Origin of the sequence: Methanomicrobium sp. W14 (assembly GCF_017875315.1) — an archaeon.
Classification (GTDB): domain Archaea; phylum Halobacteriota; class Methanomicrobia; order Methanomicrobiales; family Methanomicrobiaceae; genus Methanomicrobium.
Genome location: NZ_JAGGMM010000002.1, coordinates 13,313 through 30,242, shown reverse-complemented (window position 1 = coordinate 30,242; position 16,930 = coordinate 13,313). Strand labels below are relative to the sequence as shown.

Here is a 16,930-nt window from a genome sequence, read left to right as displayed (position 1 = left end):
TCAGAGACCAAAATCCAAAAATTCCCCTGAAATTACGCCGTAAGACAACTGATAAAATCCGGAAAAACGTATCAGGTTATAAAATTATACGTACAGGCAATATTGTACAGATTTATAACGCTTAAATATAAACCAATGACTGCAAGAATAAAATACTGTAAAAAAGGAAGTGAAAATAATATGGTAAAAGTTGATGAAAAGATAAAAGACGCCTTTTCAAAGGCGAAGGTCATACCGCTTGCAACCGCGTCAAAGGACGGCGTCCCGAATGTTGCACCAATGGGTGCTTTTTACCTCAAAGACGAAGAGACCCTCTGGATTCTCAACAATTTCATGAACAAGACCGCCAAAAACATAGGTGAGACAAAGAAAGCGGCTGTCTACCTCTACGGTGCGGGAATCAAGGGATGCTGCCAGATTAAAGGCGATGCGCATATGGAAGACTCCGGTGAGGCATACGAAGAGGCTAAAAAAATGTTTCTTGCAAAAAACCCTAACCTTCCTGCAAAATCACTGCTTGTAATAAAAATAACCGACGTATTCAACTGCATGCCCGGACCTGAAGCCGGCAACAAAATAATTTAATCTTTTTTATTTTTTTAATTCAGACCCGCCACTTTGACAGTTAAAAATAGCAGTGGAATACTATAAATATAACATTCAATAATCTGCACTTTATGTATAGTCCGAAATATATCACGGACATTGCAGAAGTCCCCGGGCTTTCGGAAAGCGAAAAAAAAAGTCTTGCCGCAGTTCAGGAAAAATTTGCTTTCCGCTCTAATGAATATTATCTATCCCTCATAGACTGGGACGACCCAAAAGACCCCATAAGAAAACTAGTAATTCCTGACCCGGCCGAACTTGATGAATGGGGAAGGCTTGATGCATCAGAAGAGGCAAGATATGTCGTCGCACCCGGAATGGAGCATAAATACGAGCAGACTGCACTTGTTCTTGTAAGCGATATGTGCGCAGGGTTTTGCAGGTACTGTTTCAGAAAACGGCTTTTCATGAACAAAACGGAAAGGGGGGTCGCACGGGACATAGATGCAGATCTCAGGTACATCTCTTTACACCCTGAAATTACAAACGTCCTTTTGAGCGGAGGTGACCCTCTTTTCCTGTCCACGGACAGGCTTGAAAAGATCATCAGCAGAATCAGGGAAATAAAAAACGTCGAAATTATCAGAATAGGAACCAAAGTTCCGGCATACAACCCGTACAGGATATTAAACGACAGGAAACTTCCCGGAATAATCGGAAGATATTCAACGTGTGAAAAAAAAATTTACATAGTGACGCAGTTCAACCACCCAAAGGAACTCACCTGGCAGGCCGTAAAAGCCGTAAATACCCTCCAGGAGGCAGGGGCGGTATTCGCCAACCAGACCCCGGTCCTGCACGGCGTAAATGACGACCCTGAAACGATGGCAGAACTATCCAGGAAATTGTCATTCACAGGAATCACACCGTACTATGTCTTTCAGTGCCGTCCCACACTCGGCAACAGGCATTTCGTCGTCCCGGTTGAGGAGGCTTATTTTATTCTGGAACAGGCAAAGATGAGATGCTCGGGACTTGCAAAAAGGTTTACGTTCGTAATGTCACATGTCTGCGGAAAAATTGCAGTCGTGGGTGTTGACGAAGAAAGAACATATCTTAAGTACCACCAGTCGGCCAGGTGGGAAGATATAGGAAAATTCATGAGTTTCAAAAGAAACCAGAATGCATTGTGGTTCGACGACTATAAAATCCCAGTCTCTGAAAAAAGAGTCTTATAAGTGAAATTCCCCCTGTAAATGACGCAATACATCAGTATATTCCAAAATTCTTCAAAAAATAGATGAATTTTTGAATAAACTCTTTTTTTGTATTAAATCAAGGGTATTTAAGGTAAATACCTCATTTAACCATTGTCTTTAAGCTGAAAAAGAAATTTCAGCATTCAGTCGTCAAAGATGAACAGCTCCTCGATTGTTGTGCCAAGAGCCTTTGCAGCGTCGTGGGCAAGTTTCAAGGACGGGTTGTATTTTCCCTTCTCAAGAAAGACAATCGTCTCGCGCCTGACACCGACGATTTCAGCTAGTTCAGCCTGCGTCATGCTCATTTTCGCCCGGAACTCCCGTATCTTCGTATCCATTCATTCCCTCTGAATATCGTTAATATACGTCACCTTTCTTCGAGAAATACCACTGGAAAAAAACCGCACTCAGAGGCATGAGAAGCATAAGAATCCCTAAAACCGCCTCTGCAGTGAGTTCTGCCAGGTCAAAGTATGATATCCAGAACATAAGAATAACCGACATAAAAGCAAGGTACCAGGAGTACGATATTGCCCATGTCCCTATCTTGAGAGACCTTTCGTCCCTCAAATCAGAACCGGCCGGTTTTCTAAGACTCATTGCGCATATTGCAATCATTATTATGCCACATACTATCATCACGGAAAATGCATTTGACTGGCCATCAAATTCCGGAACAAAAGAGAGAGCCGTTCCAGCTATCGCCATAAAAACTCCCAGGACAGCACCCGCATAGAGAACAGTTCTCTTCTTTGCGGTCTTTATAACCGCGACAACTGCAAGAAGAAGAATTATCGCAAGGGCTATTCCGATAATTCCTGCATCGGGTTCGTTTCCACTCAAAAACATAGCGAGCAGAAGAATCAAAAACGCTGCAATACCGGTCACGGCGGTTATTGCAACACGCTTATCAGTGGTTATTTTTTTCATTTATTTTAACATCCTTTGCTTTTGCTTCAGTTAGAAATAAATAACATTTTGTTAGATATATATCACATACTTGGAGTATATAACATTTTCCGGGTCTGTCTGAAAAACTGAATATTTTAGCAGAACTCAGAATTTATGAAAACCGCCAAAGCGGTGAATTCTAAAAACACATTAACCTGCAAAGTCATAAAATCAAAAAAACTTTATTAAAGAAATTTCAGGAAAAACAGGGAGTCACAAGTCAGGACACATCACCCAGTTCCTTTAACTGTTCCTCTATATCCTTTTGTATATCCTCAATATCCTTTAGCAAAATACGTATTCTTTCAGGGTCCCTGCACCTCAAATCCCTGCATTTTTCCCTGGAAAGTCTTTCGCCAACGACATCGTCGTCAAGGTACCGAAATCCCCAGAAACCAAGAACTTTCATGACCAGGACAAGTTTTTCCCCTGCCAGAGTCAGCGAATATTCAACTTTAGGGGGAACTACTGCATACACCTTCCTTTCTACAATCCCGTCCTGTTCAAGCTCCCGCAGTTGTTTTACAAGCATTTTATCGCTTATTTCCGGTATTTTGTGCAAAATCTCGCTGTAGCGCAGTTTACCGTCCCTCAATGTTATGACAATCAAAAGCTTCCATTTGCCACCTATAATGTTGACCGCAGCCTCGACCCAGCACCAGTAATCCTTACTCCTTGCCATAATAGTAACTTTATATTTTGATAGTATACCCCAAAATTGTTTGTATGGAATATTAATTCAAATACATCGAATAATATAGTGCATCCGGCCAGATTCTGCCCCGGGGCAATCCGCCATTATTAAAGGGAGCACAATATGAGCATTTACCCAAAACGTCAACCAGATATTAATTCTGTTGCCGGAGATAAAAACGGCAGGGGCATTCACTACAAGTGGATTGCACTTTCAAATACTACAATAGCAATATTCATGGCGGCAGTGAACGGAAGCATCCTGCTGATATCCCTTCCGGCGATATTCAACGGAATCAGCATAAACCCGCTGACATCATTCCAGTACCTCCTGTGGGTCCTCATGGGATACGGAATAGTCACAGCGACCCTTCTTTTGAGTTTCGGGCGCCTTTCCGATATGTACGGTCGTGTCAGGCTCTACAATTTGGGTTTTGCCATCTTTACGGCAGGTTCGGTTCTTCTTTTTCTGACGCCCGACACGGGCGATGCAGGAGCAATAGAGATAATAGTTTTCCGCCTCGTCCAGGCCGTCGGTTCGGCATTCATATTCTCAAACAGCGCCGCAATACTGACAGACGCATTCCCGCCTGACGAGCGTGGAAAAGCCCTCGGGCTAAACCAGGTGGCAGCGATATCCGGCCAGTTCGTAGGCCTTATAATTGGAGGTCTTCTTGCGGTCTTCAACTGGAGGTACGTATTTCTGATAAGCGTCCCGTTCGGAATCTTCGGGACAGTCTGGGCATACCTGAAGCTTAAAGAACCGTCCTACAGGAAGAAGAACACCCAGAAAGTGGACATCTGGGGCAACCTCCTTTTTATATGCGGCTTAACGGTATTTCTCATAGGAATAACCTACGGTCTTGTACCTTACGGGGACTCCCCGATGGGATGGGAAGACCCATTTGTAATCACTGCTCTTATAGCAGGACTTCTGATGCTTCTGGCCTTCCCGGTCGTCGAAACGCGCGTAAAAGACCCGATGTTCAGGGTAGACCTGTTTAAAATACGCAACTTTGCATTCGGGAACGCGGCAGGTTTTCTCTCGGCTCTTGCCCGCGGCGGCGTCATGATAATTCTTATCATCCTCCTTCAGGGTGTCTGGCTGCCTTTGCACGGCTACAGTTTTGAATCGACTCCTTTCTGGGCGGGAGTATACATGCTTCCTCTTACAATCGGTTTTGTACTGATGGGGCCGGTTTCAGGCATTCTCTCTGACAGGTACGGAGCCCGCTGGCTCAGCACCGGTGGAATGTTACTTGTAGGAATTTCATTTCTGGTCCTTGCGGCTCTTCCGTACGACTTTGATTACCTGCTCTTTGCAGCGGCACTTCTTATAATGGGCCTTGGAAACGGGATGTTCGCCTCACCGAATTCTGCTGCCATAATGAATTCTGTGCCGGCAGGCGACCGCGGGGTTTCCTCAGGCATGATGTCGACCCTTATGAACTCGGGCTTTGTCCTCTCAATGGGAATGTTTTTTACGATAGTCGTAGTTGAGCTTACGAAAACATTTCCTTCGGTTCTCTCTTCGGCTTTGACGGCTGTAAACGCATCAGTTCTCATCCCTGAGATGAGTGCGATACCGGCAACAGGAGCACTTTTTGCCGCATTTTTGGGGTACAACCCGGTTCAGATGATACTTTCCGGCATCTCACCTGACCTCGTTGCAGGCATTTCCTCTGCAACCATTGCAACACTTACAGGCGTCAACTGGTTCCCCGAGACTCTTGCAGTTGCATTCATGCCGTCGCTTGACCTTTCATTCTACATCGGAGCTGCCCTGTCATTTATAGCCGCACTCCTCTGCTCGATGCGCGGAAACAAATACATAGAGGAGATAGACGGAACAGGATACAGAACCGGTTCAAAAAATATATCCAACAGTGATATAAAGTAGAGGATTATTCCCTTACTGAGGAAGGAAGTTGTTAAATTGGCTGGTTCATTGTTTGAAAAAGTTCTAATAGCAGTTGACGGTTCCGAGAAGAACAGGGCTGTCATAGAAGAAGGTGTAAGAATAATGCGTGTATGCAATGCCCGGGGCTATGCCGTATATGTAAGCGATACAGGCACCCTGTCATCAGGAGCCGAAGAAGTCCCGCTTGTCGAAACTTACGAAATTCTCAAGGAAGAGGCAGAAAAGGCATTTGAGTGGGTAAAATCATTTTCAGGAGACACAGAGCCCGAAACTGTACTTCTTGAAGGGCGTCCTGCATCAGAAATAGTAAAGTTCGCCGTGGAAAAGGAAATAGACCTCATAGTTATTGGAACTCAGGGAAAAAAAGGACTCGAAAGGCTTCTTTTGGGAAGCGTTGCCGAAGAGGTTATCCGTTCTGCCTCATGCAAAGTTCTCGTGGTAAAATGAAGTAAAAAAGGAACAAAAAGGTTTAAAATACTAAAATACTTTCTTTCAGGCCGGATTCAGACATGCCTTATATCGGTGAAGTCAGAGATTTCAGAATTTGTCGTGCAAAGGTCCTTTAGAGACATCTTATGCACGTTATTGTTTCCTGTAAGCCTTGCAAAGGATTTCAGCTCTTCTGTTGAAACATTAAGGAAGTTTTCAAGTTTTTTTGCCGAAATATCAATTTTTAACCTCTTTCTAAGTCCCGGGTCCTGGGTCGTGACACCGACAGGGCACTTCCCGGTGTCGCAAAGCCTGTACTGCTGGCACGCCGCAGCCATAAGTGCCGCTGTTCCGATAGCAACCGCGTCAGCTCCCATTGCAAGAGCTTTTGCAAAGTCAGAAGAAATTCTGAGACCCCCTGTGATTATAAGCGATATGTCCTGCCTTTTGACGCTGTCAAGGTATTTTCTCGCCCTGTGGAGTGCATAAATCGTAGGAACCGATGTTGAGTCCTTGATTATTTTGCCCGCACCGGCTGTCGAACCCGGCCTTCCGTCTACAGTTATAAAATCGGGATTTGCGTAGACAACAGCTTCAAGGTCGTCTTCAATGTTCCCCGCGGCTATTTTCACTCCTACAGGTCTTCCGCACGATTTTTTCCTGAGCCACTCAACCTTTTCCAGGAGGTCCTCCGCTGATCTTATGTCGTCGTAGTTTGCCGGAGTTATAATGTCAGTGCCCGGGGGAAATCCCCTCATCTCTGAAATCTCCGCGGTCGCCTTTTCGGCAGGGATATATCCTCCGGCACCGGGTTTTGCAGACTGCCCTATCTTTATCTCTATTGCATCAGCCCTTTTCAGGTTCTCATCTGTAACACTGTAGCGGTTCGGGACGTACTCGAATATGAACCTGTAGGAGCTTTCTATCGAGTCTTCAAGTATTCCGCCTTCACCTGAGCCGACGGCGGTTTTTGCCGCAGCGCTTCCCTTTGAAAGAGCTGTACACACCTCCTTTGAAAGCGCCCCGTATGACATGTGGGTTACAAAAACAGGGGTCTCTATTACAAGGGGGTATTTTGCGTTAGGTCCTATAACGGTCTCTGCAGAGACATAATCGTCGTCGTTCAGCGGAATTTTTGCTATCTGGGCGCCGCATATCAGTATGTCATCCCAGGACACAACTTTCTTTTTAGTCCTCATCGGCTCTATGAAAGACTCTCCTGAAGCGGCTATCCTGTGAATCATTCCCATATCCGGTTCGGTCTCATCGGAATCGCGGTTCCACACAGAAGGTTCGTCCTTCTGCACCGGAGTTGTTTCTGCGGACTCCATATGGATATTTTTCGACGTAATGACGTTTTTTGCTCCGCACACAGGGCAGGTTATAAAATACTCCTCAGTCTGTTTTTTTTCTGCATCACCTACCCTTTCCACCCTTTCAAGGTGGCTTTTGCCTGACATGCATATCGGGCACTTCCAGTCGTCCGGAAAATCAGCAGGGACAGTCCCTGGCTTTATTCCGGTTACTGAATCTCCTCTCTTTGAATCATACTCAAAAACCCTGCATACATTGCACTGATAATATGTCATGAAAACCTGTCCTCCTGCTCCCTTTTACAATCCAATATACGGGAATACAAAGATAAATTTGTCTGATCACAAAAAAACGCCGGTGAAGAAAAAATACAACATAAAAAATTAAAAATTCTTCATTTCTTTTAACCATGAAATATATCCCTGAATAAAAAAAGTGGTGAAAAATAGTTTAAACCCTGTTAAATCCCAGATTTTCCGGCGGAACTGAAAACGCAATAGAGACAGCTCCGCGAATTTTTCAGCCGGTTTTTTCCTTAATTCCCAGAACCGCCAAATTATTTTACGCTCGCAAATTCAATAGTATGAACAATTAAAAAAGAGGCAGGCAATGACAAGTCAGGAGATCAAAATAACACGTGACAGGGTTGCGGTTATAATAGGAAAAGGCGGAAAAACAAAACGTCTTATTGAAAAGAAAACCGGGACTTCCCTTGAAATCGACAGCGACGAGGGAATTGTCTCGATAAAGGCTGAAGACCCTGTGGCTGTACTTAAGGCTACAGACATTATACACGCGGTCAGCAGGGGATTCTCACCTGAAAGAGCCTTTGCGCTTCTTGAGGACGAGGACATGGTCTTCGAGATAATAGACCTGAACTCAAGCTGCAATTCACCTAAGCAGATGGAGAGAATCCGTGGAAGAATTATCGGAAAGGCGGGCAAGTCACGTGAACAGATTGAGAATATGACAGGCGCCGAAATTTCGGTATACGGAAAGACCGTTGCTTTAATAGGCGGAATAGAGCAGACGAAGACAGCACGTACAGCAATAGAGATGCTTATCGAAGGGATCCCGCACGAAAGCGTGTTCTCATACCTTGACAGAAAGAAAAAAGAGGCAAAAACAAATATCCTCGACTATTACTATTGATTTGCCTTCATCTGAAAAAATTAAAAATGCAATAAAATACGCCCTGTAAATAGAGAAAAATATGCAGCAAAAAGTATGTTTTCAATGAAAACCGCACTGAATACCAGGTGTTTCTTAAACTCCGCGGCTTTACTTCGTTGTGGTCCCAAAGACACCAGAGGTATATTTCCAGTGCAACTAAAACCTGTTAAAGAAGTTTATTTTCCTTTAAAGAAGGCCCTGGATTTAAATAGAGTGGAAATAAAGGGGTTGGTTTGAGATTATGAAACTTTCCGAGCTCAGCCTCCCGCAGCCTCTTGTAAAAGCCTGCGAAAAATCCGGAATAAATAAGCTTTACCCTCCACAGGCCGAGTGCATCGAAAAGGGGCTTCTTGAGGGAAAAAACCTCTTAATTTCAATTCCGACTGCAAGCGGAAAAACCCTTGTTGCCGAAATGGCGATGCACAGCCACATCGCAAAAAACGGGAAGTGTCTTTATGTTGTACCCCTTAAAGCCCTTGCGTCCGAAAAATACGACGAATTTTCAGGAAAAGGTGTCAGGGTCGGAATAGCGACAGGCGACCTCGACAAAAAGGACGAGTATCTCGGGAAAAACGACATCATCATTACAACAAGTGAAAAAGCGGACTCACTGTTGAGAAACAGGGCAAAATGGATGGATATGATTTCCTGCCTTGTCGTGGACGAAGCGCACCTCATCGACTCCGAAGACCGCGGTGCAACGCTTGAGATGGTGATAACAAAACTTCGGTACAGAAACGAAAATATGCAGATTATCGCCCTTACTGCAACAATAGGCAATCCGAGGGTTTTTTCAGGATGGCTTGAGGCGGACCACGTAACGTCTGACTGGCGCCCGGTGGAATTAAAGGAGGGTGTGTACTACAGCGGAACGATATTCTTTGAGGACGGGGAAAGACCAGTTAAAACCCCTTCAAAAGAGGATGACACAAACCTCTGCCTGGACTGTATCACAGAAGGCGGTCAGTGCCTTGTTTTCGTAAATTCAAGGAGAAATGCTGAAGGTTTTGCGAAGAGAATGGCAAAAGCCCTCGAAAAATATGAGCCGGCTTCGGGTGTTACAGATGCAGATGCACTTGAGAGCATAAGCAAAAAACTCGGGGAAGTCGCAGAGACAGACATGGGCAAAACTCTTGCACTCTGCACGAAAAAAGGCGCTTCCTTTCACCATGCCGGAATGAAAAAGGAACAGAGACAGATTGTTGAAAAAGGTTTCCGTGACGGAAAAATAAAAGTCATATCATCAACGCCGACGCTTGCAGCAGGCCTCAACCTCCCGGCAAGGCGTGTAATAATTCGCGACTTTCTAAGGTTTAAGGGAGGTGAAGGTATGGTCCCTATTCCCGTCCGCGAATACAGGCAGATGGCGGGAAGGGCAGGCAGACCGCACCTTGACCCCTATGGTGAGTCAGTTCTTATTGCAAAGGGCAGGGATATGGCAAACGGGCTTTACGAGGAGTTTATTGACGCCCCCGCAGAGGATGTCAGGTCCCGCCTTGATGATGAATATGCCCTGTGTGCACAGGTCTTGTCTCTTATTTCAACAGAATTCGTAAAGGACTCCAAAGACCTCGTAGACTTTCTTGAAAGGACGTTTTACGTCTACATAAACAAAAAAAGCAGGTACCTTTCCGAGATCGTCGAAAACTCGGTTTCATACCTGGAGTCTGCCGGAATGATAACGAATATAGACGGCAGGCTCTCCGCGACCGAGTACGGAAACCTGGTGTCAAGGCTTTACATAAACCCTGCGAGTGCGGAGATGATTGCAGGTGTGCTCCGCGAAAAACAGGGACTATTAAATGCCGGGATGAATGCTAAAAAACTTAAGACAAAGGTCTCGGAAGAGGACACGGCATCTGTTTTTTCAGATATCGGGCTTCTTCAGCTACTATGCAAAACTCCGGACATGTTCAACCTCTACGTAAAAAAAGACGATATGCCTGTTCTTGAAAAGTTCTATTACGAGCACGAGGATGAACTCTGGCTTGAGATATCCTATGAAACCATGGAAGATGACTACAGGGCGCTTAAGACCGCGATGGTCCTCGACAACTGGATATCCGAAGTCGGCGAGAATATGATATGCACAAGATTCGGTATCGGACCGGGTGACGTTTACAACGCCGTAGAGGGCATGAACTGGCTTTTGTACTCCGCATCAAGAATATCGCGGATGATGTCGCCTGACCTTAAGGGAAGCATCGCAGAAGTCGAGCTGAGGATGAAACACGGTATCAAACGCGAACTTATCCCGCTTGTGAAACTCAGAAATATCGGGCGTGTACGTGCAAGAAGGCTGTTCAACAACGGAATAACCGGGCCATCGAAGATAAAAACTACCGGTTTTGAAAAACTTTCTGCAATTCTCGGGAAAAAAATTGCCGCACAGGTGATGGACCAGGCTGAAAGGGAAGAAAGGGACTACTCTGATTTTGACAGAGAATTAAGAGGCGGCAGCGGTGAAAAAAGCAGCCATTTCATAAAAAGTCCAAAAACTGAAACTAAACAAAAAAAAGCGAAAAAAAATGAATCCTCCGGGTCCGTAGAAAACGAGGGAAATCCTTTACCAGGGGCACAGAAATCTATTTTTGAATTCTGAGAGTCTGGTAAAAATATATCCCGTAAAAGCCGGAAAGTTGTTTCACAGGTTTAAACGCCGGGCTTAATGGTCCTGAAGAATTCTGAAAAAGCGGAAATATAACCCTGTAAAAAAATAGCCTTGTAAAAACCATGTAAAGCTTAAAACTGCGGTTTATACCTTCAATCTGACCCGCGAAAAAATTTGCACTTACGCTTGTACAAAATGAAATCAAAAAGAATAAAAAATGCAGACTGCCTGAGGAAAAAAATGACAGAAAAAAATAAAAAAAGAACTGAAAAAGAGAAAGAGGAAATAAAGGAAAAAAGTCAGGGGAATAACACGGAATGCTGTGAGTTTTTTTCAGTGGAAATACCAAAAGATTCAAATTTTGAGGAACCTGAAAAAACAGACAGTAAAGACAAAGCCTGCTACCGTGCCTCCATTCTTTTCTGTGGAATAAAAGCAGCTTCTGCTGAGATTGCAGATGTAAAAAACTACCTTAAAGAGCTCAAAAAAACAGAAGACAAAAACAATGTACATATAATCTGCCTTGACGAGAGGTACATTGCAGGAATCAGGCACATCAAAAGTGCTGTCTTTCATGCCAAAAGAGCGTGGAGCAGAGGAGAACAGATCTCAAAATCATTTGAAATGGAAGTACTTCTGTACGCTGCGGGGACAAGACAATGCAGCGAAGCCGGTTCTCTGGGATTTAAAAGAGGCAGAAACAGACTTTACATCTGTGTAGCTGTAGACAGCTCCGAAAGAATAAATGACAGCAAAACAGCCGGTACAATAATATCAAAAGTTTTTAATGAACTTTCAGGCCTTTTTTCGTTTGACAACTCCTGTAAAGACCCAAAAAATCCGTACAGTCTTTATGCATATGATTTTTTCCTTGAAAAACTTCAAAATCTCCATTCATTCCCGGATGAAGACTTAAACAAAACCAAAAAAGACGCATCTAAAGGGTTGGGATCAGAGAAATCTGATGAAAAATTTGATGAAATTTTTAAGAAAAAGACTGCTGCCCTGATGAAAATGTTTGAGATCTCGGATGATGAAATTAAAATAGCCGGATACAGCAGACTTCCCGAACTTGTGGCGGAAAGGGTAGCTCTTCTTGATGTTACGAAATAAAAGAAGACAATATGAAGAAATAAAAAAAGAAAATTAGAAAATGTATGAATTTTTTGAACAGGTAAACCCCCACCCCTTTGTTTCTACTGGAAAATCTTCAGGTATGCTCTCCGTCTTTTCTCTTTTATTATGCGCAAAAAAATACACAGAAAAAGGAAATAACAGTAATTTTCTGTTTAATTTAGAAAATAAAAGAAAATAAGAGATATTTAGGACTGCAAGTCCGAAATTTGATGAATGAAAAAGTAAAAAAAGAAATGACTTTAGTCTCAATTCCTGCGCAATTTAATCTGTCACTATTCTCCGTACATTCTTTTTGACTGTCTGTAATATATTTATAGTATATTTTTACAAAATATGTTTACAGTCATATTTTATATTATTATATAATTTTTTATTTTTTACTTTTTTACTTTTTTACTTTTTTACTTTTTTTACTAATCAATTAGTTAATATTATATAGTATTATTTACAGACAAACAAATGACTATTTTCCGTAACTTATTTTCTACAACAAAATTTTCTCCGGCAAAGAGATTCATCCTCAATTTTTTTTCCAGTAGAAACTAAGGGGTGGGGGTCTGAGAACACCCGAAAGGGATAAAAAAACTAAAACTAAGCCCCAGAAAGCTTAAAAACCTAAAAAATTCAAGATTTAGCATTACTCTTTTACAAGAATTAAAAAAGCAAATACTTTAGCAGGTATGTTTTCCTGATTTTATTCCTGATCTATAGTTTCACAATATTTTACTATACAACTATTTATTATCGAAAATATTTCTACGGAAAGATAAAACAAAGCAGAAAATGAAGTCTTCTCAGAAAATATAATTCACCGGTACATGTATGGGAAAAGTTGATCCTTTCCTTTTCCACTGGAAACGTAGGGGTTTTTAAGGAATTACATCGTTAGACTATAGTTACGGAAAAATGTGGAGTTGAATAAGGGGATAAGGGACATGGAAAATTCCGGGGGGTTAAGAGTTTCCATCAAAGAAATTTGTTTTAGTTTACGGGTAATCCAACATGTTTTTGACCGGAAAAACGCAAATTTACATTTATCTGTATATTTATCTGGCTGTCACCGGTATGGACTGAAGCTCATGCATTGTTTATCCACTTCAAAAAAACGCAAAAAAATTGATCTAAATTTGATTTATTTATTATGGAGGTTTTAATTTGTCTGAAAAGAGTTATAATGGTGATATCACTTTGGGTGAAAAAGATGTTTCCGGTTCAGTCGGACTTTTTACAAAGTATCTTAACAACAGGGGTATTTTCAAAAACAGGGAAGTACTGAGGCATTCGTACCGCCCTCATATCCTGCCGCACAGACGTCCCCAGATTGACTCGATAGCCTCTATCCTTGCCCCGGCAATACGAAATGAAACTCCTTCGAATATTCTTATATATGGCAAAACAGGGACAGGAAAAACTGCGTCTGTCAAATACGTAGGTGCAGAGCTTGAAAGGGCGTGCCGGGAGATGGGAAAGGCATGCAATGTAATACACCTCAATTGTGAGCTTATAGACACGCAGTACAGGGTGCTTGCACAGATTGCAAACGAACTGGAAGACATCGAGAACAAGTCAAGTGATAAGACGACAAGATCAAGCATTCCTATGACAGGGTGGCCGACAGACCAGGTATACTCTGAACTTAAGAGTATGGTCGAAACGATAGGCGGCGTGAACGTTATAGTACTTGACGAAATAGACAAGCTTGTCAAAAAAAGCGGTGACGAAACTCTTTACAACCTTACAAGATTCAATGCAGAGCTTAAAAATGCAAAAATAAGCATGATAGGTATATCAAACGACCTCCGTTTTACTAACTTTCTGGACCCGCGTGTTCTCTCGTCCCTTTCCGAGGAAGAGCTGGTATTCCCGCCGTATAATGCGCCTCAGCTGTGCGACATACTCAAACAGAGGGCAGATGTTGCGTTTGCGGATGATATCCTTGAAGAGGGTGTTATACCTCTTTGCGCTGCGCTTGCTGCACAAGAGCACGGGGACGCAAGACGTGCGCTGGACCTCCTGAGGATATCCGGTGAGCTCGCGGAAAGGGAAAACGCGGAAAAAGTTGCCGAAAAACACGTGAAAAAGGCCCAGCAGAAGATTGAGACTGACAGTCTTATCGTATGCGTATCCTCGCTTCCTACACAGAGCAAAGCTGTCCTTTATTCTATGCTTATCCTTTCGGAGATGAACAAACAGGTCTTTACGACAGGCGAGGTTGCCCAGATTTACCGCGATGTTGCGCAGACACTTGACCTGGACGTTCTGACGCACAGAAGAATTACGGATCTTATATCAGAGCTCACAATGTTAGGAGTCATAAATTCACGCGTCGTTTCACGCGGAAGATACGGGAGGACCAAGGAGATGTGGTTCGGGACGGGTACATCGGGCATCAAAAAGACCCTCACACAGGACGAGAGGTTTGACGAAGAGCGCTTAAGCCGGATAGACACTGCAAGGTTTAAGTCCCTTTTCAGGTAGATATTACAAAAAAATCAAAAATAAATCCTCCAAAAAAACGGCTGAATAATTTTTGGAGTTCATTGCACCATGTTAGTTGAATAAACTGAAATTACAGTGATTTTGAAATGTACTTTTTTTGAAGATTTTTTCCTGGCCAAATTAAATATTCTGCGAGGTCCAACTTTCTTTGAAAGATTAATCCGCTAAAGGGTACTAAAGTGATAGTATGGATGATAAGGACAGAATGATTCTGACCCTTCTTGAGGAGGACTGCCGTGTTACGCCCGAAAATCTTGCAGATATGGTAGACCTCACAGCCGAGGACGTAACAAAGCGTATAGAGGTTCTTGAAAGCGCCGGCGTAATTAGGAAATATATGGCCTGCATAGACTGGGAAAAAGCGGGTGAAGGAGTTGTGGCGGCGATAATAGAACTTAAAGTCTCACCTGAGAGAGACTTCGGGTACGATAAAATAGCCGAGAGAATTTCAAAGTTCAGGCAGGTAAGGTCGCTCAGGCTTATAAGTGGTGCATATGACCTTGAACTTCTTGTGGTGGGCAAAAATATCCATGAAATAACAAGGTTCGTAGCCGAACAGGTAGCGCCCATGGAGCAGGTCAGGGAAACCGGGACTATACTTATAATGAAGACTTACAAGGAAAATGGCCTGGAATTTTCGGAAAAAAGGGCGGGAGACAGGCTCCTGTATACTTTCTGATTAACAGAGCTTCTTCCTGAAAACCTCCAAAAATAAAATGCTGAAAAAACCCGGAAAAAAATTAGAAAAAATTATATAAATATCAGAACCTGTGCAAATATCCGGGTTTGTGGAAAATCTGCAAAAAAGAGCATGAATAAAATTTTTGCAGGAGTTTTCAAAAAATCTGCGGCTTGTTGGAAATGCAGAAAAAAATATTGTAAAAAAGTAGTTTCAGATTAGTTTAAAGGCAGAGGAAAAAATGAGAGACTTTAGATCAAAACGCGTTTGCAGGATACCTCCTTCAGGCATACGCAGGTTCTTTGATATTGCCCAGGAGATGGAGGACGTAATATCTCTTGGAGTAGGTGAGCCGGATTATGATACCCCGTGGAATGTAAGGGAGGCGGCAATAAGGTCAATTGAGCAGGGCCAGACTGCCTATACGTCAAACAGCGGTCTCATGCAGCTGAGGCAGGGGATAAGCGGGTACCTGTCTGAAAGCTACGGAGAGACTTATGATCCGAAAAGCGAGATAATTGTCACCACGGGAGCGTCCGAGGCACTTGATATCGCAATCAGATCAGTAGTCGACCCGGGTGACGAAGTGCTGGTTGCAGACCCGTCCTACATCGCCTACTGCTCAAATGTCATGCTTTCATGCGGAACCCCGGTTCCGGTTCCGTGCCTTGAGAAGGACGGGTTCAAACTGACTCCTGACTCCCTGATGGAAAGTATAACCCCTAAGTCCAAGGTTCTTCTCTGCAATTTTCCGAACAACCCTTCCGGGGGTGTTATGACAAAGGACGACTACAAGGCAATATCCGATATAGTAGTCGACAACGACCTCCTTTTAATAAGCGATGAAATATACAACGAGCTGACCTATGAAGGTGAAAAGGCAAGTGCGGCCTCGGTTGACGAGCTCAGGGGTAGAACGATAACGATAAACGGGTTCTCCAAAGCCTATTCGATGACCGGGTGGCGTGTCGGATACCTCTGCGCCCCCGAAGAGCTTTGCAGGGCAATACTTAAGGTCCACCAGTACGTAATGCTTTCTGCGCCCACGACATCGCAGTACGCTGCAATAGAAGCCCTGAAAAACGCTGCCGATTCCTGCCATGAAATGGTCAGGGAATACAGAATAAGAAGAAACCTGTTTGTAAAAGGCCTTAACAGGGCCGGGCTTAGGACACATATGCCAAATGGCGCTTTTTATGCTTTTCCCAATATCAGCGAATTTGGTATTTCCGATGAGGAGTTTGCCGAGAGGCTTTTAAAGGAGCACCACGTTGCAGTGGTTCCTGGAAGTGTATTCGGGACTTCCGGAAAGAATCATCTCAGGTGCAGTTATGCCGTATCCCGTGAGGACCTGATGACTGCGGTGGGAAGAATAGAGGAGTTCATATCAGAGATCTGATTCCCGGAAAATGCAGTCCTTTAATACTACAAATACTTTTTGACTTTAGAGTGTAAAAGGAGAAAAAATGTTTTTTGAGAGGTAAGTGCGGTTTTGGGTAGTCTGTGTAAAAAAGGGAGAAAATATTGATTTCAGGGCTGTCAAACACCCCTTTATTTCCACTGGAAAAAATAATTATACACTTAATAAAAAGATTTTAAAAAGTATGCAGGTCTTTTTTTGGTAGCAGGAATTTTGGTTATCCCTTAAAGCCGTAACCCGGGGAAAACTGAAGTTGTGTTGTTTCGAAAAGGCGGAAATGTTTGAAAATGAACGTTTG

14 protein-coding genes are annotated in these 16,930 nt (G+C 43.3%); 10 read left to right on the top strand and 4 right to left on the bottom strand.

What is annotated here, in order from left to right:
- Positions 1-180: 180 nt before the first annotated feature.
- Both J2128_RS06030 and J2128_RS06025 read left to right on the top strand, forming a co-directional pair.
- Positions 181-585 carry a pyridoxamine 5'-phosphate oxidase family protein gene (locus tag J2128_RS06030; protein WP_209690250.1) on the top strand — a complete coding sequence of 135 codons (405 nt, stop codon included), beginning with the start codon at positions 181-183 and terminating at the stop codon, positions 583-585.
- Between the two features lie 92 nt (positions 586-677).
- On the top strand, positions 678-1,784 hold the full coding sequence (locus tag J2128_RS06025) for a KamA family radical SAM protein (protein ID WP_209690249.1): 1,107 nt from the start codon (positions 678-680) through the stop codon (positions 1,782-1,784).
- 164 nt (positions 1,785-1,948) lie between these two features.
- On the opposite strand, the gene J2128_RS06020 is transcribed toward J2128_RS06025, so the two are convergent.
- The 3 genes from J2128_RS06020 to J2128_RS06010 all read right to left on the bottom strand — a co-directional run bounded on the left by J2128_RS06020 (position 1,949) and on the right by J2128_RS06010 (position 3,438).
- The gene (locus J2128_RS06020; protein ID WP_209690248.1) at positions 1,949-2,143 is read right to left on the bottom strand and encodes a helix-turn-helix transcriptional regulator; all 195 of its coding nucleotides are present in this window, start codon (positions 2,141-2,143) and stop codon (positions 1,949-1,951) included.
- A 19-nt stretch (positions 2,144-2,162) separates the two neighbouring features.
- Positions 2,163-2,735, bottom strand: coding sequence for a hypothetical protein (locus J2128_RS06015; protein ID WP_209690247.1), 573 nt, complete (start codon positions 2,733-2,735; stop codon positions 2,163-2,165).
- Between the two features lie 241 nt (positions 2,736-2,976).
- Entirely contained in the window at positions 2,977-3,438 is a 462-nt protein-coding gene (locus tag J2128_RS06010; RefSeq protein WP_209690246.1) for a helix-turn-helix domain-containing protein, read from the bottom strand.
- 135 nt (positions 3,439-3,573) lie between these two features.
- Here J2128_RS06010 and J2128_RS06005 point away from each other — a divergent pair, with 135 nt between their 5' ends.
- Together J2128_RS06005 and J2128_RS06000 are read left to right on the top strand one after the other, a co-directional pair.
- Positions 3,574-5,349, top strand: a complete 1,776-nt coding sequence (locus J2128_RS06005) for an MFS transporter (RefSeq protein WP_209690245.1) — start codon at positions 3,574-3,576, stop codon at positions 5,347-5,349.
- Positions 5,350-5,385: 36 nt separating this feature from the next.
- The gene (locus J2128_RS06000) at positions 5,386-5,817 is read left to right on the top strand and encodes a universal stress protein (RefSeq protein ID WP_209690244.1); all 432 of its coding nucleotides are present in this window, start codon (positions 5,386-5,388) and stop codon (positions 5,815-5,817) included.
- Positions 5,818-5,873: 56 nt separating this feature from the next.
- Here the strand turns inward: J2128_RS06000 and J2128_RS05995 are convergent, their stop codons facing one another.
- Complete coding sequence (locus tag J2128_RS05995) at positions 5,874-7,388, bottom strand: glutamate synthase-related protein (protein ID WP_209690243.1); 1,515 nt, start codon at positions 7,386-7,388, stop codon at positions 5,874-5,876.
- Positions 7,389-7,722: 334 nt separating this feature from the next.
- Between J2128_RS05995 and J2128_RS05990 the strand changes: the two genes are divergently transcribed.
- The 6 genes from J2128_RS05990 to J2128_RS05965 all read left to right on the top strand — a co-directional run bounded on the left by J2128_RS05990 (position 7,723) and on the right by J2128_RS05965 (position 16,611).
- On the top strand, positions 7,723-8,265 hold the full coding sequence (locus J2128_RS05990; RefSeq protein WP_209690242.1) for a pre-rRNA-processing protein PNO1: 543 nt from the start codon (positions 7,723-7,725) through the stop codon (positions 8,263-8,265).
- Positions 8,266-8,527: 262 nt separating this feature from the next.
- Complete coding sequence (locus J2128_RS05985; RefSeq protein ID WP_209690241.1) at positions 8,528-10,888, top strand: ATP-dependent DNA helicase; 2,361 nt, start codon at positions 8,528-8,530, stop codon at positions 10,886-10,888.
- A 249-nt stretch (positions 10,889-11,137) separates the two neighbouring features.
- Entirely contained in the window at positions 11,138-12,010 is an 873-nt protein-coding gene (gene cgi121, locus J2128_RS05980; protein WP_209690240.1) for a KEOPS complex subunit Cgi121, read from the top strand.
- A 1,179-nt stretch (positions 12,011-13,189) separates the two neighbouring features.
- Positions 13,190-14,512 (top strand): ORC1-type DNA replication protein, encoded by a 1,323-nt coding sequence (locus J2128_RS05975; protein ID WP_281069287.1) that lies wholly within the window; start codon positions 13,190-13,192, stop codon positions 14,510-14,512.
- A 208-nt stretch (positions 14,513-14,720) separates the two neighbouring features.
- Positions 14,721-15,212 (top strand): Lrp/AsnC family transcriptional regulator, encoded by a 492-nt coding sequence (locus tag J2128_RS05970; RefSeq protein WP_209690239.1) that lies wholly within the window; start codon positions 14,721-14,723, stop codon positions 15,210-15,212.
- Positions 15,213-15,453: 241 nt separating this feature from the next.
- A complete protein-coding gene (locus J2128_RS05965; RefSeq protein ID WP_209690238.1) occupies positions 15,454-16,611 on the top strand; it encodes a pyridoxal phosphate-dependent aminotransferase in 1,158 nt (385 codons plus the stop codon).
- Positions 16,612-16,930: the final 319 nt, after the last annotated feature.